Genomic DNA, 26098 nt, shown 5'->3' with positions numbered 1-26098 from the left:
CAAATGTGGGAGCGAGCCTGCTCGCGATGGGGTCGGGACAGACACGGCCAACCCCCTGGTATTCCGGAGCACCTGATGCCCGCAAGCCTTGCCAGCCAAATCCTGCACCTGCCTTCCATCGACAGCCTGCTGCGTCACCCGGCGTGTAGCCCATTGGCCGAGCGTTATGGGCGCGAGGCATTGTTGGGTGCCTTGCGGCAATTGCTCGATGAGGTGCGTGAAAACCTGCGGCAGGGTCAGGTCGAAGCCGTCGAAACAAGCCCCGAAGTATTGGCGGGCCGAGTCGGGGAGCGCCTGGCCAGCCAGCATCGCAGTCACGTTCGCCGGGTGTTCAACCTCACCGGCACCGTGCTGCACACCAATCTGGGTCGTGCCTTGCTGCCGGAGGAGGCCATCGATGCTGTGCAAATGGCTGCACGTTATCCGTTGAATCTGGAATTCGACCTGCACAGCGGCAAGCGCGGCGACCGCGACGATCTCATTGAAGGGCTGATCCGAGAATTGACCGGGGCCGAAGCGGTGACCGTGGTCAACAACAATGCGGCTGCGGTGCTGCTGACCCTCAACAGCCTGGGGGCACGCAAGGAGGGGATCATTTCCCGGGGCGAGCTGATCGAAATCGGCGGCGCGTTCCGCATTCCCGACATCATGGCCCGCGCCGGGGTGAAGCTTCACGAAGTCGGCACCACTAACCGTACCCATGCCCGGGATTACGAAGCCGCCATCGGTCCGCGCAGTGGCCTGGTGATGCGGGTGCACGCCAGCAATTACAACATTCAGGGATTCACCACCAGCGTGCCGACGTCAGAGCTGGCGCAACTGGCGCACCAGCATGGTTTGCCGCTGCTCGAAGACCTTGGCAGCGGCAGCCTGCTGGACCTGACTCGCTGGGGACTGCCCGCCGAGCCCACGGTGCGCCAGGCCTTGCTCGATGGCGCGGACATCGTCACCTTCAGTGGCGACAAGTTACTCGGCGGGCCCCAGGCCGGGTTGATTGTCGGGCGCAAAGACCTGATTGCCCGGATCAAGAAGAACCCGTTGAAACGCGCGTTGCGGGTCGACAAGTTGACCCTGGTCGCCCTCGAAGCGGTGCTGGGCCTGTACCGCAACCCGGATCAATTGGCCGAACGCCTGCCCAGCCTGCGCCTGCTGACACGCCCCCAGGCGGATATCCTCGCCCAGGCTGAACGCCTGCAACCTTCACTGGCGCGGGTGTTGGGTGCTGCCTGGAGCGTCAGCGCAGTGCCGGCGCTGGGCATGATCGGCAGTGGCAGCCAACCGGTGGCGCGCTTGCCGAGTGCCGCGCTGTGTCTGCGCCCGCACAGTTCGAAACGCCTGCGCGGACGCTGCCTGCATGGGTTGGAGGAATCCTTGCGCGGCTTGCCGATCCCGGTGCTCGGACGCATCGACGACGACGCCTTGTGGCTGGATTTGCGGCAACTGGACGACGAGCCGGCGTGGCTGGCGCAACTGGATCATTTGCACGCTTGATTGCAAACAGGAGGGACGGGCAGGGTGATTGTCGGCACCGCGGGGCACATCGATCACGGCAAGACCGCATTGCTTCAGGCCCTGACCGGGCAGGCCGGTGATCGGCGGCGGGAAGAGCGCGAACGCGGCATGACCATCGACCTGGGCTACCTCTATGCGGCGCTGGAGCCGGGAGCGGCGCTCACAGGATTCATCGACGTGCCCGGTCACGAGCGCTTCACCCACAACATGCTCGCCGGGGCGCAGGGCATTGACCTGGTGCTGCTGGTGGTGGCCGCCGATGACGGCGTGATGCCGCAGACCCGGGAACACCTGGCCATCGTCGAACTGCTCGGCATCCCGCGAACATTGGTGGCCATCAGCAAATGCGATCGGGTCGAGCCGTCCCGTGTGCAAGCCGTGCGCGAGCAGATCAATCGCTTGTTGGCGCCCGGTCCTTATGCCGATGCGCCACTGATTGCATTGTCGAGCGTTACCGGGAAGGGCATCGACGTGCTGCGTCAGGCCTTGCTCGAGGCACAGGCTGAAGTGCAGCAACGCAGCCTCGACGGTGGTTTTCGCCTGTGGATCGACCGGGCGTTCAGTGTGGCCGGCGCGGGTATCGTGGTGACCGGCACTGCGCTGTCCGGGCAGGTGGTGGTGGGCGATACGCTGTTGCTCGGCCCCCTCGGCAAACCGGTACGGGTAAGGGGCCTGCATGCGCAGAATCAAGCCGCCGAATGCGCTACGGCCGGGCAGCGCGTCGCGTTGAACCTGCACGCCGAACGCTTGGCGCTGGAGCAGATCCATCGCGGTCAATGGCTAGCGAACGAATGGCTGTACGCATCGACCCAGCGCCTGGACATCGACTTTCAGCTGTTGCCTGGCGAACCTCGTGCCTTCGAGCATTTTCAACCGGTGCATGTGCACATCGGTACTCAGGACGTGACGGGGCGAGTGGCGTTGCTGGAAGGCGCCAGCCTGGCGCCGGGCGAGCGAATGTTCGCGCAGATCCTGCTCAATGCGCCGGTGCAGGCGGTGAAGGGGGATCCGCTGATCCTGCGCGACCAGAGTGCGCAACGCACCCTCGGTGGCGGTCGGATACTCGACCCGTTCGCGCCGACCCGTCACCGCCGCAGCCCCGAACGGTTGGCACAGCTTCAGGTGTTGGCCAGTACTGCTCGTCTGGAAGCGCTACTGCCGGTGTTGCTGGCCAACAGCGACAAAGGACTCGATCCACAGCGGCTGGAACGCCAGTTCAACCGTCCGCGGGCAACCTGGGAATTGCCTGAAGACGTGCGGTTGATCGAGACACGGCAGGGACCGGTACTCTTCGACGCTGCCCGCTGGCAGGCATTGAAAGCCGGGTTGCTGCAACACCTGGCGCGTTTTCACGAATTGGAACCGGATCAGATGGGCCCGGACCGTGATCGTTTGCGCCGTTTCACAGGGACGACCCTCGACCGCCCGACCTTCATCAGCCTGCTCGACGAATTGTTGGCCAGCGGCGCCATTGCCGCCAACGGCCCGTGGCTGCACATGCCCGGTCATCAGGTGCGCCTGAGTGAGGATGACGAAACCCTGTGGCATCAGTTGCAGCCGTTGTTCGAGGCGGCCGGGTTCGATCCACCGTGGGTGCGCGAACTGGGTCATGACGAAGCCAGGGTGCGCGCGTTATTGCGCAAAATGGCCCGGTTGGGGTTGATGCATCAGGTGGTGCGCGACCTGTTCTACACCGACACGCTGATCCATCGTCTGGCGGCTATGCTGTTGCAACTGGCCGACGCCAATCCGGTGATTCAGGTGGCGGCGTTTCGCGATGCGGTGGGCCTGGGACGCAAGCGCAGTATCCAGATTCTGGAATATTTCGACCGGCTCGGCCTGACGCGACGAATCGGCGACCAGCGCCATATCCGCCAGGACAATGCACTGGCCCGGCGAACGGATCACTGATTTCAAGGAAGGTAATCGCGCCCGGTGGCGCGGCCGGGCTTCAAACCCGGTTGGGGACGGCATCCGTTCCCGGGCCTGTTCGACTCCGGCTACCTTCCGCCAGTTTCAATGACCAAGGACCTGGTTAAACGAGGCGACCTGACTTTCGCGGATGCACCCAATCCTTGTGGGAGCGAGCCTGCTCGCGAAGGGGCCGTGTCAGTCGACATCAATGGTGGATGCCAGACCGCCTTCGCGAGCAGGCTCGCTCCCACAAGTCCGCGTATTACCAGAGTTTGTGCAGGTACTCGCTTGCACTTCGGCACCTTTCGCCATTTTCCGGTTAGAAAGGGCCGAAGGCCAGCGGGTACCGCGCCCGGTGGCGCGGCCGGGCTTCAAACCCGGTTGGGGACGGCATCCGTTCCCGGGCCTGTTCGACTCCGGCTACCTTCCGCCAGTTTCAATGACCAAGGGCTTGGTTAAACGAGGCGACCTGACTTTCGCGGATGCACCCAATCCTTGTGGGAGCGAGCCTGCTCGCGAAGGGGCCGTGTCAGTCGACATCAATGGTGGATGCCAGACCGCCTTCGCGAGCAGGCTCGCTCCCACAAGTCCGCGTATTACCGGAGTTTGTGTAGATACTCGCTTGCACTTCGGCACCTTTCGCCATTTTCCGGTTAGAAAGGGCCGAAGGCCAATGGGTACTGGATGACCACGTAGACCCTGTCGATGTCATCGCCGGCCTGGGCGGCATTGGCCCGATGGGACACATGGGACAGCTGCAGGGACAAACCCTTGGCCGCTCCGGATTGCACGATGTAGTGCAAGTCGATGTCACGCTCCCAGTGGCGTCCGCCATCGCCTTGTTGCGGTACGAACTGGCCGGTTGACGGATCGAACGGGTTGTAGGCGCCACCCTGGGGTGCATGGGTGCCGTCAATCCCGCTGCCCCTGACATAACGCGTCATGAATTTCAGGCCGGGGACGCCAAACGCAGCCAGATCGAGGTCGTAGCGAGCCTGCCAGGAGTGTTCGCCCGCGCCATTGAAGTCGGCGTACTTGATCGAGTTGGCCAGGTAGATCGAGTCGCCACCGACAAAATCGAAGGGCGTATCGCCATTGATTTTCTGCCAGGCCAGGGTAAAGGCCTGTGCATCGAGGGTGTATTTGCCCGACAGACTGAACGCGGTGTTGTCGATGGCACCCGCGAGTGCCTGTCCGGTATCCCGCGTGTGGTAGAGGTTGGCGTCGAGGAACCAGCGGTCCTGCTTCAGATGCATATTGGCGTAGTACTGGTGCCAGGTGTCGGTCAACTCGGAGGCATATAGAGCGCCGCCCAGCGGGCTCTGCGTGAACAGATCGGCGCCCAGAAACGAGATGCCGCCCGCTTCGGTATTCGCCCCATATCCGAAAAAGTCGCCCCTGGATGACGAACTGTCCTGGTTCTTGAAGGCCGTAAAGTGCCCGGCCTGTAGGTTCATGCCTTCGATTTCACGGCTGTTCAACAGAAAACCCGTGGCATATTCCGGTTGCAGGCGTTTGTCCGCGGTGTCGAACACCGGGGTTTCCACCAGCATCTCACCGTAGGCCAGCGTGGTTCGCGACGCGTTGATTTTCAGCGCACCACCGCCACTGGAATAGTTGGGCTCGCTGCGCCCGTCACTGTCGACCGGCAACAGCCCCGTGCCGGAATGGCCTTTGCCCCCATCCAGCTTCAGCCCCAAAAAGGCATGGGCATCGAGCCCGAAGCCAATCGTGCCGGGCGTGAATCCCGACTGAAAGGTGCCGATAAAACCTTGCGCCCATTCCTGCCGATAGCTCTTGCCGGAGGGCGAAGGCGATCGATAGTCACTGTTGAGGTAAAAGTTTCGGCTGAGCACGTCGAATGATGCCCCGTCGAGAAAGCCTTGTGCGTTTTGCGCCGGCTCATCGGCCATTGCGCCCGAACTGGCGAATAACAACGATAGCCACACAGTCAGGCGTGGCGTGCAAATCTGTGAGAAAAGCGTCATGGGTCAATCCTGTGGCGGTGTTTGCCAGGCGTCATGCATCGTGACTTGAATTGAAGCGCGAATATTGAGCCGGTGTGCTGGGTTTTGGCTCTTTTCAAGAAAAACGCAGTGCCTGTTGAGCGTCTATGCTGGGCAAACCGACCCCAATCTTCGCAGTGAACTGCCAGGAGAATCCATGTTGCCCAGTCCGCTCTCAGAAAAGGCCATGTCCCGCGGGTTGCTCGATGTCCTGATCCGCGCCGGGCTGATTTTGGTTCTGGTGCTGTTCTGCTTTCAGATCTTCAGTCCATTCCGCGACCTGATGCTGTGGTCGGTGATCCTGGCCATCACCCTTTATCCGTTGCAGGAAAAACTCACGGGACCGCTGGGGCAGAAGGAAGGACGCATTGCCACCTTGATCATTCTGGTGTCCATCGTGATTCTCATGGTGCCGATATACCTGTTGGGCACCTCGATTGCCGACTCGGTCCAGAACGCCATGGCCAGTGTCCAGAACCAAGGCATCCATATTCCGCCACCCTCCGAGTCCGTCGCCGGGTGGCCGCTGATAGGCAAGCCGTTGTCGGCTATCTGGTTGCAGGCCGCCACCGATCTGCCCAGCCTGACGGCAAAGTACATACCGCAAATCAAGGGCGTCAGCCTGACCCTGCTGGGTACAATGGCCGGCGTCGGCATGGGGTTTCTGACGTTTATCTTCGCGCTGATCATCGCCGGGATTTTCATGGCCTATGGCGAAGCCGGCAGCCGTGCGGCGGTGCAGATCGCTTCGCGGGTCAGCGGTCCGGAGAAAGGGCCGAAAATCGCCGAACTCTGCACCTCCACGATCCGCGCCGTAGCGCTCGGCGTGGTCGGTATCGCGTTCATCCAAATGCTGCTGGTGGGCCTCGGGTTTGTCTTCAAGGGCGTTCCCGGTGCCGGGCTGTTGGCGTTGGCAGTGCTATTGCTGGGCATCATGCAGTTGCCGGTGACCCTCATTACGATACCGGTGATTGCCTATGTGTTCGCCACCGAGGGCGCCAGCACCGCGACCATCGTGTTTGCCATCTACGTGTTTGTCGCCGGGCTGGTGGACAACGTCCTCAAGCCGTTGCTGCTGGGGCGCGGGGTCGACGTACCGATGCCGGTGGTGCTGATCGGTGCCCTGGGCGGCATGGTCACCAGCGGCGTCATTGGTTTGTTCATCGGCCCGGTGGTGCTGGCAGTTGGCTACAAACTGTTCTGGCAGTGGGTGCTGGCCCGGCCGCCGGAGGAGGGAGGCCTGTAGTCCGGCAACGGTTCAATCCGCAGCCCTTCCACTTCGATCCCGATGCCACCAGTTCATGCTGATGGAAACCCGCAATCAACAGGACAAACTGGTGTAGCGGGCCAACGGCAAACGGCCGGTATTTCGCCCCCCTGCACCGGATTCAATTGTCATGAAATGAAAAGTCGTTGTCGTCGGATGAGAAGCGACGAACCAGCCATGAACCTACAGTCCAATCAGCGCAATTCGATGCTGCACGCCAATAATTGAGACTGGAGAATAAGAAAACATGGCCAAAGCCGTCCGCTTCTACGAAACCGGTGGTCCCGAAGTCCTTCGCTATGAAGATGTCGAAGTAGGTGACCCCGGGCCTGGTCAGGTTCGGCTGCGTCACGTGGCGGTCGGCCTGAACTATGCCGACACCTACTTTCGCAATGGCACCTACGCGATTCCGCTGGCGAACGGCATGGGGGTCGAAGCCGCCGGTGTGGTCCAGGCCGTCGGGGAGGGGGTGACCAATGTGCAGGTGGGCGATCGCGTCACCTACACCGGGTTTCTCAATACCCTGGGCGCCTACAGCACCGAGCGCCTGATCCCGGCCGCGCCGCTGATCAAGCTTCCGGAAACCATCGGTTTCGAGACTGCCGCGGCGATGACCATGCGCGGACTGACGTCTTCGTACCTGATGCGCCGCATTTACGACTTCAAGGCCGGCGACAGCATTTTGCTGCACGCCGCCGCCGGTGGTGTTGGCCTGATCGTTTCGCAATGGGCCAAGCTACTGGGCCTGACCGTCATCGGTACCGTGTCCACCGAGGTCAAGGGCGAAATCGCCCGGGCCCATGGTTGCGATCATGTGATCAATTACAGCCATGAAGACGTCGCCCAGCGCGTTCGTGAGCTGACGGATGGCGTCGGGGTCAACGTGGTGTTCGACAGCGTCGGCAAGAACACTTTCATGGGGTCTCTGGATTCGCTCAAGCGCCGCGGCCTGATGGTCTGCGTGGGGACTGCTTCGGGCCCGATTCCGGCGTTCGATCCCGTGATGCTGGCGATGAAAGGTTCGCTGTACCTGACTCGGCCGGCACTGGCCGACTACATCGCCGACCCTGCGGAAAAGGCCGCGCTGGCCGGTGAGTTGTTCGATCACGTCGGCAGCGGCCGTATCAAGATCGAGATCAACCAGCACTATGCGTTGCAGGATGCCGTGCAGGCCCATCGTGACCTGGAATCGCGCAAGACCACCGGCTCGTCGATTTTCGTCATTTAAGGGAGTAGCTTGCCGTGAAAGTCGAACAATTGACCTGCAACATCGGCGCGGAACTGATCGGCGTCAACCTCGCCGACGCCATCCATGACGACGGTCTGTTTGCCGAGATTCGTGCGCAGTTGCTCACCCATCGCGTGGTGTTCCTGCGTGATCAAAACATCAGCCGCGCCGAGCACGTGGCGTTCGCCCGGCGCTTCGGCGAGCTGGAGGATCACCCGGTGGCCGGCAGTGACCCGGATCACCCCGGCCTGGTGCAAATCTACAAAAAGCCGGACCAGCCGATGGACCGCTACGAAAACGCCTGGCACACCGACGCCACCTGGCGCGAGGCGCCACCCATGGGTTGCGTGCTGCGCTGCGTGGAGTGCCCACCGGTCGGCGGTGACACCATGTGGGCGAACATGGTCGAAGCGTATGAAAACCTGCCTGAAGATGTGAAATTGAAGATCGCCGACCTGCGTGCCCGGCACAGCATCGAAGCGAGCTTCGGCGCGGCCATGCCGATCGAAAAGCGCCTGGCCCTCAAGGCCATGTACCCGGACGCCGAACACCCTGTGGTGCGCACCCATCCGGAAACCGGTGAGAAGGTGCTGTTCGTCAACGCCTTCACCACCCACTTCAGCAACTACCACACCCCCGAACGTGTGCGCTTCGGCCAGGACGCGAACCCCGGCGCCAGCGAACTGCTGCGCTACCTGATCAGCCAGGCCTACATCCCCGAGTACCAGGTGCGCTGGCGCTGGAAGCCCAACAGCATCGCCATCTGGGACAACCGCAGCACCCAGCATTACGCCGTCATGGATTACCCGCCGTGTCATCGCAAGATGGAACGCGCCGGGATCATCGGCGACAAGACGTACTGATTCACCCCCTTCTGCATTCGCTCTCGTAAACACGCCTGCCCGGCACGAATCCGGGTGGGCGGGACAATCATAAGAACTGGAGTAAACCATGCAATTCTTCGACGATTCCCTGCACCCCGAAAACATGGAAAAAGTGGTCATCACCGTGGCCCCGTACGGCCCGGAATGGATGCCTGAAGACTTCCCGGAAGACATCCCGCTGACCATGGACGAGCAAGTCCAGAAAGCGGTCGATTGCTACGAAGCCGGGGCCACCGTGCTGCACCTGCACGTGCGGGAATTGGACGGCAAGGGCTCCAAGCGCCTGTCCAAGTTCAACGAACTGATCGCCGGCGTGCGTGAAGCCGTGCCGGACATGATCATCCAGGTCGGCGGTTCGATTTCCTTCGCCCCGGAAAGTGATGGTGAGGCGGCCAAGTGGCTGTCCGACGATACCCGCCACATGCTGGCCGAACTGACGCCGAAACCGGATCAAGTGACCGTGGCGATCAACACCACGCAAATGAACATCATGGAGCTGCTGTACCCGGAATACCTGGAAGGCACCTCCCTGGCCAATCCGATGATTCAGGCGGCCTACAGCGAAATGACCGTACCGGCAGGCCCGGCCTGGGTTGCCGAGCACCTCAAGCGCCTGATGGACAACGGCATCCAGCCGCACTTCCAGTTGACCGGCATGCACGCCATGGAAACCCTGGAGCGTCTGGTACGCCGAGGCGTATACATGGGCCCGCTGAACCTGACCTGGATCGGCATCGGCGGCGGCTTCGACGGCCCGAACCCGTTCAACTTCTTCAACTTCATCCACCGCGCGCCGGACGGTTGCACCCTGACCTCCGAATCGCTGCTCAAGAACGTCATGCCGTTCAACACCATGTCGATGGCCATGGGGATGCACCCGCGCGTGGGTAATGAAGACACTATCATTGATCACAAGGGCGACCGCTTCAGCTCGGTGGCGCAGATCCAGCAAACCGTGCGCATCGCCCATGAACTGGGTCGCGAAATCGCCACGGGCAAAGAAGCCCGTGAGATCTATCGCATCGGTGTGAAGTACAACAGCATCGAAGAAACCCTGTTGGCCAACGGCATGTCGCCCAACCGCAAGGCCGGGCAGAAAGGTGTGCCGCAACGCGGCTGACCGGTAGCAAGGGCGGGGGATCGATGATCTCTCGCCCGTGGTATGTCAAAAACGCTCGATAACAACAAAAACAACGTTTCGAGGAGGCTGCATGGCCTTTCATCCAATCGCCGCCGACGATGACGACTGTACCGTCAACGTTGCGCGCAAATATGCCTGGATCGTCTTCGCCCTGACGTTCGGCCTGTTGATCTCCGATTACATGTCGCGTCAGGTACTCAACGCGGTGTTCCCGATGCTCAAGGGCGAATGGGCATTGAGCGACAGCCAGCTCGGCCTGCTCAGTGGCATCGTGGCCTTGATGGTCGGCTTGCTGACGTTTCCGTTGTCGTTGCTGGCCGATCGGTTCGGTCGGGTCAAGAGCCTGGCGTTGATGGCCCTGCTGTGGAGCCTGGCGACCCTGGGTTGCGCGCTGGCGCAGGACTACCCGCAAATGTTCATCGCACGGTTCATGGTGGGCGTCGGCGAAGCGGCCTACGGCAGCGTCGGCATCGCCGTGGTGATTTCGGTGTTTCCCAAGCACATGCGGGCAACCCTGGCCAGTGCGTTCATGGCGGGCGGGATGTTCGGCTCGGTGCTGGGCATGGCGTTGGGCGGCACCATCGCCGCCAAGCTGGGCTGGCGCTGGTCGTTCGCCGGCATGGCGCTGTTCGGTCTGCTGTTGGCGGTGCTGTATCCGCTCATCGTCAAGGAGTCTCGCATTGCTCCACAGCGTGCTGCGCAGGTGCTGGACAAGGCGGCGGCAAAGGCCAGGCTGCGCACGCTGTTTGCCAGTCGCTCGGTGATCGCGACCTACATCGGCAGTGGTTTGCAGTTGTTCGTTGGCGGCACCGTGATTGTGTGGATGCCCAGCTACCTCAATCGCTATTACGACATGGGCGCGGACAAAGCCGGCGGCATGGCGGCGATCATCGTGTTGTGCAGCGGCGCGGGGATGATTCTGTGCGGAATGCTCAGCGATCGCCTGTGCCGGCATTCGCCGGAGCGCAAGGTCGCCCTGGCCATTGCTTACTGCCTGGGCAGTTGCATGCTGCTGTCGCTGGCATTCGCCTTGCCCGCCGGGCCCGTGCAACTGGCAATGATCTGCCTGGGCATGTTGGTTGTTGCAGGCACCACGGGCCCGGCCGGGGCCATGGTCGCCAACCTGACGCACTATTCGGTCCACGGCACGGCTTTTGCGACGTTGACGCTGGCCAACAATATGCTGGGGCTGGCCCCGGGCCCGTTCATTACGGGGCGCCTGTCCGATGCGATCGGCCTGCACGGTGCTTTCCAGATCGTGCCCCTTGTCAGTGTCGCGGCGGCGGCGGTGTTTTTTTACGCCATGTGCCATTACCACAAAGATATTGCCCGGATTAAGGGGCAGAAAGTGCCTGACGCAGTCAATGCGCCAGGGTTAGAGGTGAAGTTGTGAGTGGCCGTTTACGTATTGATGTGTTTTTCGATTTCATCTGTCCCTGGTGCCTGATCGGCAAGCGCCAGCTGGAGCAGGCTCAGGAGCTGCTGCGTGCCCGGCAGCCGGACGTGGCGTTCACCACGGTCTGGCACGGCGTGCAGCTGCTGCCACACCTGCCGGCACAGGGTGAACCCTTTGCCGAGTTTTATCGCAAGCGCCTGGGCAATGCCGACGCCGTGCAGATGCGCCAGGCCCAGGTGCAACAGGCCGCGCAGGCAGTGGGGGAGACCATCGACTTCAGCCGCATTGCCACGATGCCCAATACGGCCGATGCCCATCGCCTGCTGGAGCGGGTCAGTGTGCTGGGTAATTCCCGTCAGCGTGACGCATTGCTCGAACGCTTGTTCGCCGCGTACTTCCATTACGGCGAGGATCTGGGCAATCGCGAGACATTGATCGCCATCGCCCAGTCCTGCGGCTTCGAGGCGGGCTTTGTGGCTGACTGCTTGTACGGCAACGGTGAGCCTTTTGTCGGCAACCCCGGGGCAACCGGTGGCGTGCCCTGTTTTCAGTTTGACCGGCGCGTGACGGTGGTCGGCGCACATCCCGCCGAAAAACTGTTTGGCGTCATGTACGAAGCCTTGCTCGAACGTACCGGCGAGTTACAACCCTCATGAGCCTGCGTGTACGTGTGCCCGCCGGAAAATTCCCGCAGGCAGGGGGCCGATCGCTCTTCGAGTTCGATGGCAAAAGCCTCGCACTGTTCAACGTCGGCGGTGAGCTGTTCGCCATCGACGACAGCTGCCCGCACCAGGGTGCCTCGCTGTGTGGCGGGCGACTGGACGGTCGGGTGATTCAATGCTGTGCCCATGGGCTGCGATTCGATCTGGCCAGTGGCTACTTGCTCAATTCCAACAAGCTCAAGGTCGCCAACTACCCGGTCGAAATAGTCGACGGCGAGGCGTTCATTGTCATCGTTACCGAGGAGTCCGCGCCATGAGCGCCATTGCTCTGACCCGCATCAATAGCCGTACCCGCGAACTGGCGCCGGGATTTATCGTCAGCCTGATTGTCGCGGCCGCCGCGTCTTTCCTTTCGGAGCACTACGGTGCACCAGTCATGCTGTTCGCCTTGTTACTCGGCATGGCCCTGAACTTCCTCGCCGGTGAAGGGCCTTGCAAGGCCGGCATCGAATTCACCGCGCGTAGCGTATTGCGCATCGGCGTGGCGTTGCTGGGCATGCGCATCACCCTTGAGCAGATCGCCGGGCTGGGCTGGAAACCGTTTGCGCTGGTGGTGATCCTGGTGGTGGTGACCATCGGCGTTTCGGTCCTGGCAGCCAAGGCGCTGGGCTTCCAGCGTTTGTTCGGCATGCTCACCGGCGGCGCCACAGCGATCTGCGGTGCCTCGGCAGCGCTGGCGCTGGCGGCGGCCTTGCCTAACCATCCGCAGAAAGAGCGGGCCACGCTATTCACCGTGATTGGTGTCTCGGCACTGTCCACGACGGCGATGATCGTTTATCCGATGATTGCCAATTGGCTGTCGCTCTCGCCGCAGGTGGCCGGGGTCTTCCTCGGCGCCACCATCCATGATGTCGCCCAAGTGGTGGGCGCCGGATACAGCATGTCCACCGAAACGGGCGACACGGCCACGGTGGTCAAGCTGATGCGGGTCGCCATGCTGCTGCCGGTGATTGTCACTGCCGCCATGATCACCCGCATGCAAGGTGCCGACCCGACGGGCAAACGACCACCGCTATTGCCGTGGTTTGCCGTCGGTTTCCTGGCCCTCGCATGCCTCAACAGCACGGGATGGGTCGCGCCGGTGATACAGGGCTCGGTCAATGAGTTGTCGCGGTGGTGCCTGGTGATTTCCATCAGCGCCCTGGGCATGAAAACCCAACTCAAGGAACTGGCCGCCGTCGGCATCAAACCCATTCTGCTGATGGTGGGGGAAACAGTATTCCTCGCGGTGCTTGTGCTGCTATTGCTGCACTGGGGCATGTAAACCCGGCATCACGCGGTCCCTTCTTACGAGCGGCGTTGCATTGCGTTCACTCCAACGCAGTGCGGCACTCCACCGGCGTTAAAAACACCGGTTTTTTAGCGGCGACCGACCCAGCGGTCGCCGTTTTTTTTGATCGGTTCAAGCATGGAGAAACGTCATCACCAGCTGCCATAGGGAATGCCGAAACGGTCGATATAGCGTTTGGAAGAGGCTTTGATACTTCTGTAGTGGCCGTTGTATTTGCCTTGATTGGGCCCCAACGGCTCTATACCGACTTGGCCCCTGTCGACTTTGTGGGCTCGGAAACAATCGTCCCAGACCCAGACCTGAATGATACCCCCCGGCGCCAGTCCCAGATTCAGCGAAGCACTCGGCCTGGCGGTGTACTGAGGGGTCTCGTGGCAACGCCGGGCCGTCGAGTTGCGCATGATTTCACGGGTCGATTCGGAAATATCGATCCAGCCTGCGTAGGTCTTGCGTTCGACAATCGATTGCCAGCGCACGAAGAGGCGCTTGGGCAGGTCGGCTCCCGTCACGGGCATTCCGGAACTGCCTACACCCACCCAACCCCGTGCATTTTCAGTTCCATTTTCATTATCACTACTGGCGGCAACGCCTGCCGCAATGTCATAAATTATCCGGCCCTTGATGTCCTCGACAGCGGAGGTCTCGACCCATACTGTCATGTGAGCGGGCTCGTTGAAGCCGATGTACCACCAAGGGCTTCTGTAATCGTTTTTGGCTGACAGCGGATCGACGGGTTGGCAGGCGCTCGCGGACAACATCACGAGTAACGCAAACAGTTTTTTCATGGTCACAGCGTCCACTCTGGAAACAAAGACAGGTCATCACCAGCTGCCATAAGGAATGCCGAAACGTTCGATGTAGCGTTTGGAGGAGTCTTCGATCCTTCTGTAGTGGCCGTTGTATTTCCCTTGATTGGGGCCCAACGGCTCTATGCCGACTTGCCCTCGGTCCACTTTGTGAGCACGGAAACAATCGTCCCAGACCCAGACCTGAATGATGCCCCCCGGCGCCAGTCCCAGACTTAGGGCAGCACTCGAATTAGCGGTGAACTGAGGGGTCTCGTGGCAACGCCGGGCGTTCGAGTTGCGCATGATTTCACGGGTCGATTCGGAAATATCGATCCAGCCCGCGTAGGTCTTGCGTTCGACAATCGATTGCCAGCGCACGAAGAGGCGTTTGGGCAGATCGGCACCCGTAACGGGCATGCTAGCAGTGGCAATACCCACCCAGCCCCGTGCATTTTCAGTTCCATTTTCATAATCACTGCCACCGGCTGCGCCTGCCGCGATGTCATAAATTATCCGGCCTTTGATGTCCTCGACAGCGGAGGTCTCGACCCATACCTTCATGTGTGCGGGCTCGGTGAAGCCGATGTACCACCAAGCGGTTCTGTAGTCGTTTTTGGCTGATAGCGGATCAACGGGTTGGCAGGCACTCACCGACAACATGGCGAGTAACGCAAACAGTATCTTCATGGTTACAGCGTCCATTCCGGAACATGCGGGTGGTGGACTCGTGCGGAGTCCGCGGTTGGTACGTGGGCATAGGCCAGTTCGAATCGTGTGGTGCTAGGTCCTGAGAGGAAGGTTGGATTCCAGTGTGCGGATTGGTGGATGTAACGGAGTTTGAGCATTTGCTCCTCGGCAGCAGTAACACGGTAATCCTCAGCGACAAACCGCTCGCACATTGGCTGAAGTTCGGCGGGCGCTATCAACTCGGGGTATTCCTGTAGGTCGTCAAACTTGATTCCATTCTTCATGGCGGCCTCATACATCACCCGCAAATACACCAAAGACAGCCCCGCACCGATCCTGCGTCGTAGCTGCAACCCTGCAAAAACCCGCTTTCGTTTTGGCGCGTTGCGCTCTCTGGGTTCAGGCGCAAGCATGACCGGGTCAGGCGTGACCAGTTCCAGCATTTCCAGCGGCCAGCCCTTGGCGTGCCATTTCGCCCGCTCCTGTTGGGCCTCGCGATAGATCGAGGTGGTTTTGACGTCGGTGAACTCACCCACCTCAAGGGCCTGCATGGGGCTGAGCAGTACGCATTCTTCGATGTCATCGCGGTATCCGCCGCCGATATCCGAGTGCACGCCCGGCAGGCTTATTTGCGGATGATCCGGGGCAACACTGTTGAGCGCGAAATTGGCGCGGTATTCGTCCCGCGCCACCAATTGCAGCACATTGGGGAAAAACTTCGGCATCAGGTACAACTTGACCCCGGGAGTTGCCGGGCTACGAATGTAGCCTAGGTTGCTTAGCCCTCCGACGGAAGCGACGGTGTCGAACAAGCCGATAAAACCGGTGTTGACCCCTTCGCCAAAGACCTTGCTGAAGGTGCGGGCGAACAGGCGATCCGGCAGGCTCAGCGTTTCTCTGAGCGAACTGTCGGTTCTGTTCAGGCACAGGCAGGCGAAGTGTCGGGCAGCGGCCGCGCCACGACTGAAGCCGAAAATATCGAAGATCAAGGCGCTGATCTGAACGTTCGGATGACGCTCATGGAAGTAGCGCAAGCGGTTTTTGACTTGGCGAAAAGCGTCGTGTACCCGTGCCTCGACACCGGTCTCGCCGCGGCCCATCGCCATGCCTAAAAGACGGTCTTGCCCACCTGCGGTCGTGCCGATACCCTCGACATAGACCTTATCGAATGCGCGTTTTTGCTGGATGATTATTTCCGGAGCAATTGACTGCGCATACAAATCATGTAGCCGCTTAACATTGCTCACTTCCCCCCCATAACTGCTCTCGGGATCCCGCATATACGGCTTGCAACTCGACTCCATATCCTGCGTCGACACCGGATGATGGGCACCACACTTACGCCCCATCTCCACATTGAACGGGTTATTGCCCGTACCATCAAAAAACACCCCGATCCGCAGGGTGACTTTCACGAGTGCAGCTTCCTCACGCTGTTCCCTGGCCTCCCGTTCAGCGATGAGTTGCTCTTCCCGTGCCCGCTGACGAGCCATCATTTCACCGTGTCGGCGTTGTAGTTCCGCCGCGCTCGGCTGCTGCACGCGCTGTCGAGCGCGGGCTGCCATGGCCTCGTCGCGACAGACAGCGCAGTGGTACCCGCCCAAATCCTTTTCCATCGCACATCCTTTTTTACGCAAAGCCCGTCCTTGGGCGCCAAAAAACATTGATCGATTTCCAGGCCCTACGTTGCACCCTCGGAGAGGGTTCATGCAGCCGGTCGTGGCTTAATTGCTTGTAGGATCGGGATGGGATGGTTGAAGCCGGGGGCTGACAGAAAAGCCTTCAGTCAATGAAGGCGGGGGTATTGGCGGACTGCTTTGTTGACTGGACTGCCGTCTTCGCCGGCAAGCCGGCTCCTACAGGGGAAATGCGTACGGACTCCCAAACAGGTCGGCTGTCAGGCCGCCTCGCATTGCTTTTGATCTGGGCGCCCCGTTAAACCACGCTGGCCGGAGAGAGGGCATGCCGAGCCTGAGCGAGGCACCGAGTGGTGGGGCAAGAGCCCTTGGTTACTTAGGGCCGGGCGGCGTTCCGTTCTTCCAAGTGACTCGCCGTAAGGGCGAAACCGCCAGCAGCCGTTACCGCAGCAATGGATATGTACACCATAAAAAGTAAGTCGCCTGACACGCCGCCTTCGCGGGCAAGCCTCGCTCCTACAAGTTGCCGGGGTCAGGATTTTCTCGATCGGGCAGGGTGGTTGTGTCCATTGGCGCTTTTGAGGTACCGAGCTTTTGCGCACTCCGCCACGACGCGGGCGGCATGCCGAACTGGCTGATGAACCAGCGCGTGAACGAACTCGCCATGGAGTAACCGAGCATGTCGGCGATGCGCCCCAGCGAATAGTTCGGGTTTTCCAGATAACGCAGCACCAGGTCGCGCCGCACGTCGTTGATCAGGTCGTTGAAGGCACAGCCGTCGTCTTTCAGGCGACGTTGCAGGGTCCGCACATTCATGCCCTGGGTCTGGGCGATCTGCTCGATGGTGGCACGTCCCATCGGCAACAACAGGTAAATGGCCTTGCGCACTTCGAACAGAATCGACGGCCCTTCGTGGCTCTGTAGCGAGTCAAGGTAGCGCTGGGCGTATCGGGCCATGGCGGGGTCGGCATGGGGATTGGTCATGTCGAGGCTGGCATCGGGGCAGACGATGCCATTGAACTCACTGCCGAACTCCAGGTTGCAGCCAAACAGGCGCCGATGCAGGTGCAGGTTGTCGGGCGGCTGGTGCGTGAAGTTGACACTGTAGGGCTGCCAGTGGGCACCGAGCAGGGCGGAGCACAGCCGGAACATCACACCGATAGCCAGTTCATTGGCCTGCCGGCAGGGCATGGGCGAATCGGTGATCACTTCCTCGCGAATGATCACCATCTTGCCGGCCTCTTCAATGTAGATGGCCAGCGAATCGTTCATCAGGTGCCGGTAGTGCACCACTACCTGCAACGCATCACGCAGCGTTCGCTGATGGCTCAGCAGCAGGCTGACGACACCGAAATCCGAGAGCTGGCGCGACTCGGCCATGCTCAGGCCGAAGCTCTGGCAACCGCTGGCAACCGCTGAATCTTCCAGCAGTCGAACAGCCGAATCGATCGGAATTCGATGCTCGGGCGTTTGCAGCCGGGCCTTGCTCAGGCCGACGCTCGCCAGCAAATCGTGTGGATTGAACCCAAGGTAATGAGCAACGTCCAGGTAGTTGGTCAGGACAGCGGCGCGAACGAGCTTTGTCATGCAGAGGCGTTCCTGCAGGGATTCCGATGGAAGTGGACGTGGTGAATATAGTCAGCACGTCGGCAATTGAACAACTTTCGAAGTCACGTTAACAGCTTCCGCGCGACCATCAGACAGGGGCCATCAGGCTGTCATCAAAAGAAAAGCCGCTGTCGTCAAATGAAAAGCGCGGCCCACCCCGGCTCTTTAATGTCAGTCCAACAAAAAGATTCTGGCGAAACAGCCAGTCGAGACTGAGAAGCCGAGGTTATCCAAGTGGACAAACTGCAAACCGCCGCCACCGTTCTGATCGTCCCGGGCCTGCGTGAGCACGTTGCCGAACATTGGCAAACGTTGCTTGAGGCCCGTTTGAGCAAAGTCCGTAGCGTTCCCCCACTTGAGACCGACAAGCTCGACTGCGCTGCCCGTGTCCGGGCAATCCAGCATGAGCTGGAGCAAATCGATGGGCCGGTGATTCTCGTCGCCCACAGTGCCGGCGTGCTGATGGTCGCACATTGGGCCGCCACGCATAGCCACCCGATCAAGGGCGCCCTGCTGGCCGCGCCACCGGATCTGGCTGCCCAGTGGCCGCAAAACTACCCGAGCCCGCAAACCCTTCGCACCCATGGCTGGGACCCGCTGCCCAAAGGCGCACTGCCGTTTCGCAGCATCGTCGCCGCCAGCACCGACGACCATCTCGCCAGCTTCGACGCGGCCAAGCGCCTGGCCCTGGACTGGGAGGCAGAGCTGATCAACCTCGGTGATGTCGGCCACCTCAATCCGGCCTCAGGCTACGGCCCGTGGCCCCAGGCAGAAGCACTGATTCTGGACCTCGATCGCTAGGGTCGACCACCCGGTAAACGTCCTCACGCCATACAGGCACTGGCTCTCTCACCAAGAGTCGGCAGGGGACCCCTGCGCTTAAAACAAATACAAAAAGCGGAGCCAACGCAATGCATAACAATAAGAGTCACAGCTACACACTCCCTTCGCGTCGCAGTCTGCTGGCCCTGGCCATCCTGGCGGCTTCCATGCCGACCGCATACGCGATGGAGGTGGAGACCGGCAATCCCGACTGGAACGTGCGCTTCGATAACACCGTGAAGTACAACTACGGCGTGCGCACCGAAAACGCCGACAAACGCATGTTGGGTACGCCCAACAACAACGACGGCGACTACAACTTCCGCAGGGCCGGGACCAACATCACCAACCGTGTCGACCTGTTGACCGAGATGGATGTGGTCTACCAGCAAAACATGGGGTTTCGCGTCAGCGCCGCGAGCTGGTACGACAAGGCCTATGAAAACACCGGCTCCAATTCCAACCCGTTCGTCAACGGCAATAAAGGTACCTCGGGCCTGGTCGCCAACGACCCGCGCCTGGCTGGCGTGACCAATGACAACGTCGGTTTCGGCAGCCCGCACCTGAGCAACTATGCCCAGCGCTACTACACCGGTCCGTCCGGCGAGATCCTCGACGCCTTCGTGTTCTACAGCACCGAAGTGGGCGAAGAGTCGATGTTCAGCATCAAGGCCGGGCAGCACAACGTGTTCTGGGGTGAAACCATCCTCAACCCGGTGCATTCGATCAGTTACGGGCAGTCCGGCCTGGACCTTGCCAAGCTGGCAGCATCGCCGGGTACCGAGGCCAAGGAACTGTTCGTTCCGCGTAACCAGATCTCGATGACGTTCACCCTCAACCCCGAGTTGACCGTGGGCGCCCAGTATTTCCTCGATTGGGATGCGGCGCGCCTGCCTGAGGCGGGCACTTACTATGGCGGTTCCGATCTGGTGGGCTTCGGCGCGCAGTCGTTCCTGTTGGGCAACACCAACTCCATCACCCCCGGCAGCCCGCTCGGATGTGGCCTGGCACCCTGCAACGCACTGACCAACGTGCGTCGTGGCGATGACCTGACGCCGCGCAACTCAGGTGATTGGGGCGTCATGGCCAAGTGGTCGCCTGCCTGGCTGGACGGCACGCTCGGCGTCTACTACCGCCAGACTTCAGACATCCTGCCCCAGGCCTGGCTCGACGCCCGCGGTTTGAGCTCGGCCAATCCTAACGGTACGCGGCCAGCGGGCCAGGTGCCGGCCGTGGTCAACACCTTGAACTCGTTGAGCACCGCCACTTACCAACTGGCTTACTCCGACAAGATCGACATTTTTGGCCTCAGCCTGTCCAAGGATGTCGGTGGCATCAGCGTCGGCAGTGACCTGAACATCCGCCACAACATGCCGCTGGCCAGTATCCCGGCGATCGTCAGCACCACCAGCCCCCTGGGGCTCGGTCAAGGTCTTGGTTTGTTGCCGCCACGCTCGGCAGCCACCGGCGTGGTCTTCGACACCCCGCATGATGGCGACAGCATGAGCGCCACCGGCGACACCTTGCACTGGACCCTCAACGGGCTGATGACCCTGCCCAAGACGCCAGTGTTCGATTCCGCCGTGCTGCTCACCGAGCTGTACTACAGCAACCTGCTCAAGCTCGATAGCAAAAACGAGGCGCTCTACAAGGGCAAGAGCACTTACCGTGGCGTCGATGCGCCGACCCGAGACAACTGGGGCATCGCGGTCAACTTCACCCCGACCTGGTACCAGGTGTTCCCCGGCGTGGACATGAACCTGCCGATGTCGGTCAACGTCGGCCTCGACGGTGTTTCGCCGGTCTCCGGCGGCGGTGCCAAGGACACCGGCAACTATGCCGTCGGCGTCGGCGCCATCGTTTACAACAAGTACTTCGTCGACCTCAAGTACGTCGATTCCTTCGGCAAGGCTGACAAGTGCAACGTCAGCGGCAACAGCACCGGCGCAGCGAACGCCGGAAGTGGCGACGGCTCCACGCCGAACGCCTTCAGCGGTAACGAAAACTATGCGTGCTTCGCTGGTGGCTATTCAGCCTTCTCGGGCGGCGGTGCGACCACCGAAGACCGTGGCGCGCTGTACCTGACGCTGAAAACCACCTTTTGATTCATCCAATACCCAGCCCCCAGGCAGGAGTAGAAACCATGAAATTCGTGAAAACCTTGTTGGCCGCATCACTGGCCATGACCCTCGCGGCCCATGCGCAGGCCGCCGTATCGACTCAAGAAGCCGGCAAGCTCGGCAGCAGTCTGACTCTGGTAGGTGCCGAAAAAGCCGCCAGCGCCGATGGCTCCATTCCGGCCTATGCCGGTGGCCTGACCACCGCCCCGGCCAGCTTCAAGGCCGGCGACAGCATGCGCCCGGACCCGTTTGCCAGCGAAAAACCGGTGCTGGTGATCGATGGCAAAAACGTCGATCAATACAAAGCCCTGCTCTCGGCCACCACCGTTGAGCTGGCCAAGCGCTTCCCGAGCTTTCGCGTCGATGTCTACCCGACCCACCGCACCGTGGCACTGCCGCAGACCGTGCTGGACAACAGCGTGAAAAACGCCACCGGCGCCAAGTCCCTGGAAGGCGGCCTGGCCATCGACAACGTCTTGCCCGGCGTGCCGTTCCCGATTCCGCAATCGGGCAGCGAGGCGATGTGGAACTTCCTGCTGCGTTACCAGGGGGTCAACATCAATTCCAAGTACGACTCCTGGAACGTCGACTCGGCCGGTGTGCCCAGTCTCGCCACTACCGGGCAGGCGTTCATCACCTATCCGATCTACGAGAACATGTCGCAGCCGATCACCAGCTCCGACGTGTACTACCAGATGAAGTTGTACTACACCGGCCCCGCGCGCCGGGCCGGCGAGTCGATCATGCTCAAGGACGCCGCCAACCCGCTGGAACAGCCGCGCCGCGCCTGGCAATACTTGCCGGGTCAGCGTCGGGTCAAACTGGCACCGAACCTGGCCTACGACACGCCAAACCCGGGTACGGCCGGCGCCGGCACCTACGACGACGTGTTCGTGTTCAACGGCGCGCTGGATCGCTACGACTGGAAACTGGTCGGCAAGCAGGAAATGATCGTGCCGTACAACACCTACAAGCTGACCTACGTCCAGGACCCGAAAAGCATTACCACCGCCAATCACATCGCACCGGACTTCGTGCGCTGGGAAAAACACCGCGTGTGGGTAGTGGAGGGCAACCTCAAGGCTGGCGCGCGCCACGTCTACCAGAAGCGTCGCTTCTACCTGGATGAAGACAGCTGGGCCGCTCTGGCGTCCGACCAGTACGACGCACGCGGTCAGCTCTATCGCGGTTCCTTTGCCTTCCTCAGCCAGAGCTACGACAAGCAGGTGCCGGATTCCACGCCGTTCATGATCTATGACCTGGTCGGCGGCTCCTACAACATCAACGGTGTGGTAGGCCCGTACGGTGGCATCCGCTACATCGACTCGCTGTCCAAGGCGCAGTGGTCGCCGGAGTCCCTGGCGGGCGCAGGTATTCGCTGAGTCGGGTTTCAACGCCGGGTCGCCTGCGGGCACCCGGCGCAGTTTTCTCATGAGGACGCCGTATGTATTCGTTCAAGAAGTGCGTGCCGCTGCTGATGGGCGCCGCGCTGGCTCTGTCGCAAGGATTCGCTCAGGCTGCCGCCTACGTCGACGTGCTTGATCTGCCCGCCAAGCCCAGTGTTCTGGCCGTGCGCAGCCCCTTGCTGGACGCGACCCGTGCCGGTGACCGATTGGTTGCCGTGGGCCAGCGAGGCCACATTCTTTTTTCCGATGACGCCGGCCAGCAATGGCGCCAGGCCACCGTACCGGTCAGTGCCGACCTCAATGCCGTGTACTTTCCCTCGCCGAGGAACGGCTGGGCCGTCGGCGGCGATGGTGTGGTGCTGCACAGCAGCGATGGCGGCGAGACCTGGAACAAACAACTCGATGGGCGCCAGATCGGTGACTTGCTGGTCAAGCATTACTCGGCATTGGCCCAGGCCGAGCCGGGCGACGAGCAATGGCCAGTATTGGCCGCCGAAGGTCAGCGACTGGTCGAGGAGGGCGCTGACAAGCCCCTGCTGGATGTCTGGTTCGCTGACGACAACATCGGCTACGTGGTCGGTGTCTTCAACCTGATCTTGCGCACCGAAGACGGTGGCAAGCACTGGACACCGTTCCAGGACCGTACCGAAAACCCCCAGGGCTTTCACCTCAATGCCATTGCCTCCACCGGTGATGGGCTCTACATCGCAGGCGAACAAGGCCTGCTGCTGAAATGGGATGACGCCGGGCAGCGTTTCGTGGCCTTGCAGACCCCCTACCAGGGCAGTTTTTTCGGGGTGATCGGCAAACCCGGCGAAGTGCTGGTCTACGGGTTGCGCGGGCATGTGTTGCGCAGCACCGATGGCGGTGCCAACTGGACGCTTCTGGAGACCGGCCTGCAAGTCAGCATCACTGCCGCGGCGCAGGGTGATGACGGCCGCTTCCGGCTGTTCACCCAGGCCGGGCACGAATTGCTCAGCCAGTCTGCCGAGACTCGACTGCAACTGATCGCCCAGCAAAACCAGTCCCCCGTCGCGGGTGCCGTGCAGGCTGCCGATGGCTCGCTGATCGTGGTGGGCAGTCGTGGTGCGCGGTCGCTTTCCAAAGAATAAGAACCGATAAAATCAGAGCGGGTACCCTCCTATGGGCAATATTCAGCAAGACACCATGCCGGTGATTGGCGACTTGCGCGACTTCGATCACCGTTCCGGCAACCGCCTGGAACGGTGGGTGTTCAACCACCGTCCGCTGTTCATGCTGCTGATGGCGATGATCACCCTGTTACTGGGCTACATGATGGCAACCCGCCTGGAGTTGCGCCCGAGTTTCGAGAAGATGATCCCGCAGAGTCAGCCGTACATTAAGAATTTCCTCGAGAACCGCCAATCGCTGCGCGGCCTGGGGAGTTCGGTACGGGTCGTGGTGGAGAACACTCAGGGTGATATTTTCGACCCCGAGTACCTGAACGTACTCAAGCAGGTCAATGATGAATTGTTCCTCGCCGAAGGCGTCGACCGCGCCTGGATGAAGTCGCTGTGGAGCCCGGCGGTCCGCTGGACCGAAGCCACTGAAGAGGGTTTCCAGGGCGGCCCGGTGATGCCCGATGCCTACACGGGCACCCCCAAGGACATCGAGCAGTTGCGGCAGAACATCAACCGCGCCGGCATTGTCGGCAGCTTGGTGGCCAGCGACTTCAAGTCAACCATGTTGATCGTGCCGCTGCTGGACAAGGCCTCGGCCACCGGCCATGGCATCGACTATCACACGTTTTCGCGGATGCTCGAAGAGCGCCTGCGCGACAAAATCGAGTACGCAGGCTCCGGGCACAAGGCCGGGGAAGAGGGCAAGGGCCATTACAAGGTCCGGGTGATCGGCTTCGCCAAACTGGTGGGCGACCTGATCGACGGGCTGATCCAGGTCATGATGTTTTTCGGCCTGGCGGTGATCACCTCGCTGGTCATCATTTACCTCTACACCCGTTGTGTGCGCAGTACCTTGTTGGTGGTCGGCTGTTCATTGATCGCCGTGGTCTGGCAATTGGGAATCGTCGCCTGGCTGGGTTATGCCATCGATCCTTACTCGGTGCTGGTGCCATTCCTGATTTTCGCCATCGGCGTGTCCCACGCCGCGCAGAAAATGAACGGCATCATGCAGGACATCGCCCGTGGTACCCACAAGCTGGTGGCCGCGCGTTACACCTTCCGTCGCCTGTTCATCGCCGGCGTCACCGCGCTGCTGGCCGATGCCGTGGGCTTCGCGGTACTGATGCTGATCGACATTCCGGTGATCCAGGACCTGGCCATTACCGCCAGCATCGGTGTCGCGGTGCTGATCTTTACTTCGCTGTTGCTGATGCCGGTGGCACTGTCGTATGTCGGCGTCGGCAGCAAGGCCGCCACCCGTGCGTTGAAAATCGACACCCGGGCCGCTGAGCATCGCGGGTTTGGCAAGCTGTGGGACATGCTCGACCGCTTCACCACCCCCAAGTGGGCGATGGGCACTGTGTTGGCCGCCCTGGTGCTGGGCATTGCCGGCTTCATGGTCAGCCTGAACCTGCAGATCGGCGACCTCGACAGTGGTGCGCCGGAGCTTCGCGCCGACTCGCGCTACAACCGCGATAACGCCTACATCACCAGTCACTATGCGCTGTCCAGCGATCTGTTCGCGGTGATGATCAAGACCGCCCCCGAGGGTTGCCTGAACTATCAGACACTGGTCCAGGCCGACCGCCTGGCGTGGGAGTTGCAGCAGTTGCCGGGCGTGCAGGCCACGTCATCGCTGGTCAACGCGGTGCGCCAGATCACTGCCGGTACCTTCGAGGGCAACCCCAAGCTCAACAGCATCCAGCGCAACCAGAACGTATTGAACTATGCCGCGCAACAGGCCTCGGTCAACGCCCCGGAGTTGTTCAATACCGATTGCTCACTGATGCCGGTGATCGCCTTTCTCAAGGACCACAAGGCGCAAACCCTGGATGCCGTGGTGGCCGTTGCCGATCGATTCGCCAAGGAAAACAGCAGCGCCGATCGCCAGTTCCTGCTGGCCGCCGGCAGCGCCGGGATCGAAGCCGCCACCAACATCGTGGTGCGCGAAGCCAACCACACCATGCTGTTGTATGTGTACGCGGCGGTGACCCTGTTCTGCCTGATCACCTTCCGTAGCTGGCGTGCAACTGTTGTGGCGCTGCTGCCGCTGGTCCTGACGTCGATCCTGTGCGAAGCGCTGATGGTGGTCATGGGCATTGGCGTGAAAGTGGCCACGCTGCCGGTGATTGCGCTGGGGGTCGGGATTGGCGTGGATTACGCGCTGTACTTGCTCAGCGTCCAGTTGCAATACCAGCGCCAGGGCATGCCATTGGCGCAGGCCTACCGCAACGCGGTGTCGTTCACCGGGCGGGTCGTGGGGCTGGTGGGCATTACCCTGGCCGCGGGCGTGGTGTGCTGGGCCTGGTCGCCCATCAAGTTCCAGGCCGACATGGGCATCCTGCTGACCTTCATGTTCCTGTGGAACATGCTCGGTGCACTGATCCTGATCCCGGCGCTGTCCTTTTTCCTGCTGCGAAAAGTCACACCGGCTGCAGCGAAATCCACCGAACCCGTGGTGGAGCGTGTTGGCGTCCACTCCTGAGGGTGGCACTTCCATTGACCAGGGCCTGTTCAAAGGCCCTGA

General features: G+C 61.3%; 20 protein-coding genes and 1 tRNA gene. 16 read left to right on the top strand and 5 right to left on the bottom strand.

Annotation, left to right across the window (positions count from 1 at the left end):
* Nucleotides 1-75: 75 nt before the first annotated feature.
* From selA to LAB08_RS14895, 3 genes are all read left to right on the top strand, one after another.
* Entirely contained in the window at nucleotides 76-1491 is a 1416-nt protein-coding gene (gene selA / locus LAB08_RS14905) for an L-seryl-tRNA(Sec) selenium transferase (protein ID WP_096511385.1), read from the top strand.
* Between the two features lie 24 nt (nucleotides 1492-1515).
* Entirely contained in the window at nucleotides 1516-3423 is a 1908-nt protein-coding gene (gene selB / locus LAB08_RS14900) for a selenocysteine-specific translation elongation factor (RefSeq protein WP_096511387.1), read from the top strand.
* 6 nt (nucleotides 3424-3429) lie between these two features.
* Nucleotides 3430-3525, top strand: a tRNA-Sec gene (locus LAB08_RS14895).
* Between the two features lie 554 nt (nucleotides 3526-4079).
* On the opposite strand, the gene LAB08_RS14890 is transcribed toward LAB08_RS14895, so the two are convergent.
* Entirely contained in the window at nucleotides 4080-5414 is a 1335-nt protein-coding gene (locus LAB08_RS14890) for an OprD family porin (RefSeq protein ID WP_096511389.1), read from the bottom strand.
* A 175-nt stretch (nucleotides 5415-5589) separates the two neighbouring features.
* Between LAB08_RS14890 and LAB08_RS14885 the strand changes: the two genes are divergently transcribed.
* From LAB08_RS14885 to LAB08_RS14850, 8 genes are all read left to right on the top strand, one after another.
* A complete protein-coding gene (locus LAB08_RS14885; protein WP_096511391.1) occupies nucleotides 5590-6678 on the top strand; it encodes an AI-2E family transporter in 1089 nt (362 codons plus the stop codon).
* Nucleotides 6679-6946: 268 nt separating this feature from the next.
* On the top strand, nucleotides 6947-7927 hold the full coding sequence (locus LAB08_RS14880; protein WP_096511393.1) for a quinone oxidoreductase family protein: 981 nt from the start codon (nucleotides 6947-6949) through the stop codon (nucleotides 7925-7927).
* A gap of 14 nt (nucleotides 7928-7941) precedes the next feature.
* The gene (locus LAB08_RS14875) at nucleotides 7942-8790 is read left to right on the top strand and encodes a TauD/TfdA dioxygenase family protein (RefSeq protein WP_096511395.1); all 849 of its coding nucleotides are present in this window, start codon (nucleotides 7942-7944) and stop codon (nucleotides 8788-8790) included.
* A gap of 88 nt (nucleotides 8791-8878) precedes the next feature.
* Entirely contained in the window at nucleotides 8879-9931 is a 1053-nt protein-coding gene (locus tag LAB08_RS14870) for a beta-keto acid cleavage family enzyme (protein ID WP_096511397.1), read from the top strand.
* Between the two features lie 91 nt (nucleotides 9932-10022).
* Nucleotides 10023-11345, top strand: coding sequence for an MFS transporter (locus LAB08_RS14865; protein ID WP_096511399.1), 1323 nt, complete (start codon nucleotides 10023-10025; stop codon nucleotides 11343-11345).
* On the top strand, nucleotides 11342-12004 hold the full coding sequence (locus LAB08_RS14860; protein ID WP_096511401.1) for a DsbA family oxidoreductase: 663 nt from the start codon (nucleotides 11342-11344) through the stop codon (nucleotides 12002-12004). Before LAB08_RS14865 ends, LAB08_RS14860 begins: the two co-directional genes overlap by 4 nt.
* A complete protein-coding gene (locus tag LAB08_RS14855) occupies nucleotides 12001-12327 on the top strand; it encodes a Rieske (2Fe-2S) protein (protein ID WP_096511403.1) in 327 nt (108 codons plus the stop codon). Before LAB08_RS14860 ends, LAB08_RS14855 begins: the two co-directional genes overlap by 4 nt.
* On the top strand, nucleotides 12324-13334 hold the full coding sequence (locus tag LAB08_RS14850) for a YeiH family protein (protein WP_096511404.1): 1011 nt from the start codon (nucleotides 12324-12326) through the stop codon (nucleotides 13332-13334). Before LAB08_RS14855 ends, LAB08_RS14850 begins: the two co-directional genes overlap by 4 nt.
* A 158-nt stretch (nucleotides 13335-13492) precedes the next feature.
* Here the strand turns inward: LAB08_RS14850 and LAB08_RS14845 are convergent, their stop codons facing one another.
* The 4 genes from LAB08_RS14845 to LAB08_RS14830 form a co-directional block, all read right to left on the bottom strand.
* Nucleotides 13493-14146: a DUF2931 family protein gene (locus tag LAB08_RS14845; protein WP_096511406.1), complete on the bottom strand. Its 654-nt coding sequence runs from the start codon at nucleotides 14144-14146 to the stop codon at nucleotides 13493-13495.
* 36 nt (nucleotides 14147-14182) lie between these two features.
* A complete protein-coding gene (locus LAB08_RS14840; RefSeq protein WP_096511408.1) occupies nucleotides 14183-14836 on the bottom strand; it encodes a DUF2931 family protein in 654 nt (217 codons plus the stop codon).
* A 2-nt stretch (nucleotides 14837-14838) separates the two neighbouring features.
* The gene (locus LAB08_RS14835) at nucleotides 14839-16452 is read right to left on the bottom strand and encodes a phospholipase effector Tle1 domain-containing protein (RefSeq protein ID WP_096511410.1); all 1614 of its coding nucleotides are present in this window, start codon (nucleotides 16450-16452) and stop codon (nucleotides 14839-14841) included.
* A 537-nt stretch (nucleotides 16453-16989) separates the two neighbouring features.
* Nucleotides 16990-18060 (bottom strand): AraC family transcriptional regulator, encoded by a 1071-nt coding sequence (locus LAB08_RS14830; RefSeq protein WP_096511412.1) that lies wholly within the window; start codon nucleotides 18058-18060, stop codon nucleotides 16990-16992.
* Between the two features lie 255 nt (nucleotides 18061-18315).
* Between LAB08_RS14830 and LAB08_RS14825 the strand changes: the two genes are divergently transcribed.
* The 5 genes from LAB08_RS14825 (at nucleotide 18316) to LAB08_RS14805 (ending at nucleotide 26056) form a co-directional block, all read left to right on the top strand.
* On the top strand, nucleotides 18316-18882 hold the full coding sequence (locus LAB08_RS14825) for an RBBP9/YdeN family alpha/beta hydrolase (protein ID WP_096511414.1): 567 nt from the start codon (nucleotides 18316-18318) through the stop codon (nucleotides 18880-18882).
* 110 nt (nucleotides 18883-18992) lie between these two features.
* Complete coding sequence (locus LAB08_RS14820; RefSeq protein ID WP_096511416.1) at nucleotides 18993-21008, top strand: DUF1302 domain-containing protein; 2016 nt, start codon at nucleotides 18993-18995, stop codon at nucleotides 21006-21008.
* 38 nt (nucleotides 21009-21046) lie between these two features.
* Complete coding sequence (locus tag LAB08_RS14815; protein ID WP_096511418.1) at nucleotides 21047-22405, top strand: DUF1329 domain-containing protein; 1359 nt, start codon at nucleotides 21047-21049, stop codon at nucleotides 22403-22405.
* Between the two features lie 62 nt (nucleotides 22406-22467).
* Nucleotides 22468-23541 carry a WD40/YVTN/BNR-like repeat-containing protein gene (locus LAB08_RS14810; protein ID WP_096511420.1) on the top strand — a complete coding sequence of 358 codons (1074 nt, stop codon included), beginning with the start codon at nucleotides 22468-22470 and terminating at the stop codon, nucleotides 23539-23541.
* Nucleotides 23542-23572: 31 nt separating this feature from the next.
* Entirely contained in the window at nucleotides 23573-26056 is a 2484-nt protein-coding gene (locus LAB08_RS14805) for an efflux RND transporter permease subunit (RefSeq protein WP_096511422.1), read from the top strand.
* The last annotated feature ends 42 nt before the right edge of the window (nucleotides 26057-26098 follow it).

This window comes from Pseudomonas izuensis (assembly GCF_002356535.2).
Taxonomy (GTDB): domain Bacteria; phylum Pseudomonadota; class Gammaproteobacteria; order Pseudomonadales; family Pseudomonadaceae; genus Aquipseudomonas; species Aquipseudomonas izuensis.
This window is presented reverse-complemented; position numbering and strand designations above follow the sequence as displayed.

Excerpts from the sequence above, each read along its gene's own strand:
- LAB08_RS14810 (WP_096511420.1), top strand. The coding sequence starts at position 22,468 with ATGTATTCGTTCAAGAAGTGCGTGCCGCTGCTGATGGGCGCCGCGCTG.
- LAB08_RS14880 (WP_096511393.1), top strand. The coding sequence starts at position 6,947 with ATGGCCAAAGCCGTCCGCTTCTACGAAACCGGTGGTCCCGAAGTCCTT.
- LAB08_RS14890 (WP_096511389.1), bottom strand. The coding sequence starts at position 5,414 with ATGACGCTTTTCTCACAGATTTGCACGCCACGCCTGACTGTGTGGCTA.
- LAB08_RS14885 (WP_096511391.1), top strand. The coding sequence starts at position 5,590 with ATGTTGCCCAGTCCGCTCTCAGAAAAGGCCATGTCCCGCGGGTTGCTC.
- LAB08_RS14855 (WP_096511403.1), top strand. The coding sequence starts at position 12,001 with ATGAGCCTGCGTGTACGTGTGCCCGCCGGAAAATTCCCGCAGGCAGGG.
- LAB08_RS14845 (WP_096511406.1), bottom strand. The coding sequence starts at position 14,146 with ATGAAAAAACTGTTTGCGTTACTCGTGATGTTGTCCGCGAGCGCCTGC.
- selA (WP_096511385.1), top strand. The coding sequence starts at position 76 with ATGCCCGCAAGCCTTGCCAGCCAAATCCTGCACCTGCCTTCCATCGAC.
- LAB08_RS14865 (WP_096511399.1), top strand. The coding sequence starts at position 10,023 with ATGGCCTTTCATCCAATCGCCGCCGACGATGACGACTGTACCGTCAAC.
- LAB08_RS14830 (WP_096511412.1), bottom strand. The coding sequence starts at position 18,060 with ATGACAAAGCTCGTTCGCGCCGCTGTCCTGACCAACTACCTGGACGTT.
- LAB08_RS14840 (WP_096511408.1), bottom strand. The coding sequence starts at position 14,836 with ATGAAGATACTGTTTGCGTTACTCGCCATGTTGTCGGTGAGTGCCTGC.
- LAB08_RS14820 (WP_096511416.1), top strand. The coding sequence starts at position 18,993 with ATGCATAACAATAAGAGTCACAGCTACACACTCCCTTCGCGTCGCAGT.
- LAB08_RS14870 (WP_096511397.1), top strand. The coding sequence starts at position 8,879 with ATGCAATTCTTCGACGATTCCCTGCACCCCGAAAACATGGAAAAAGTG.
- LAB08_RS14805 (WP_096511422.1), top strand. The coding sequence starts at position 23,573 with ATGGGCAATATTCAGCAAGACACCATGCCGGTGATTGGCGACTTGCGC.
- LAB08_RS14835 (WP_096511410.1), bottom strand. The coding sequence starts at position 16,452 with ATGGAAAAGGATTTGGGCGGGTACCACTGCGCTGTCTGTCGCGACGAG.
- LAB08_RS14850 (WP_096511404.1), top strand. The coding sequence starts at position 12,324 with ATGAGCGCCATTGCTCTGACCCGCATCAATAGCCGTACCCGCGAACTG.
- LAB08_RS14815 (WP_096511418.1), top strand. The coding sequence starts at position 21,047 with ATGAAATTCGTGAAAACCTTGTTGGCCGCATCACTGGCCATGACCCTC.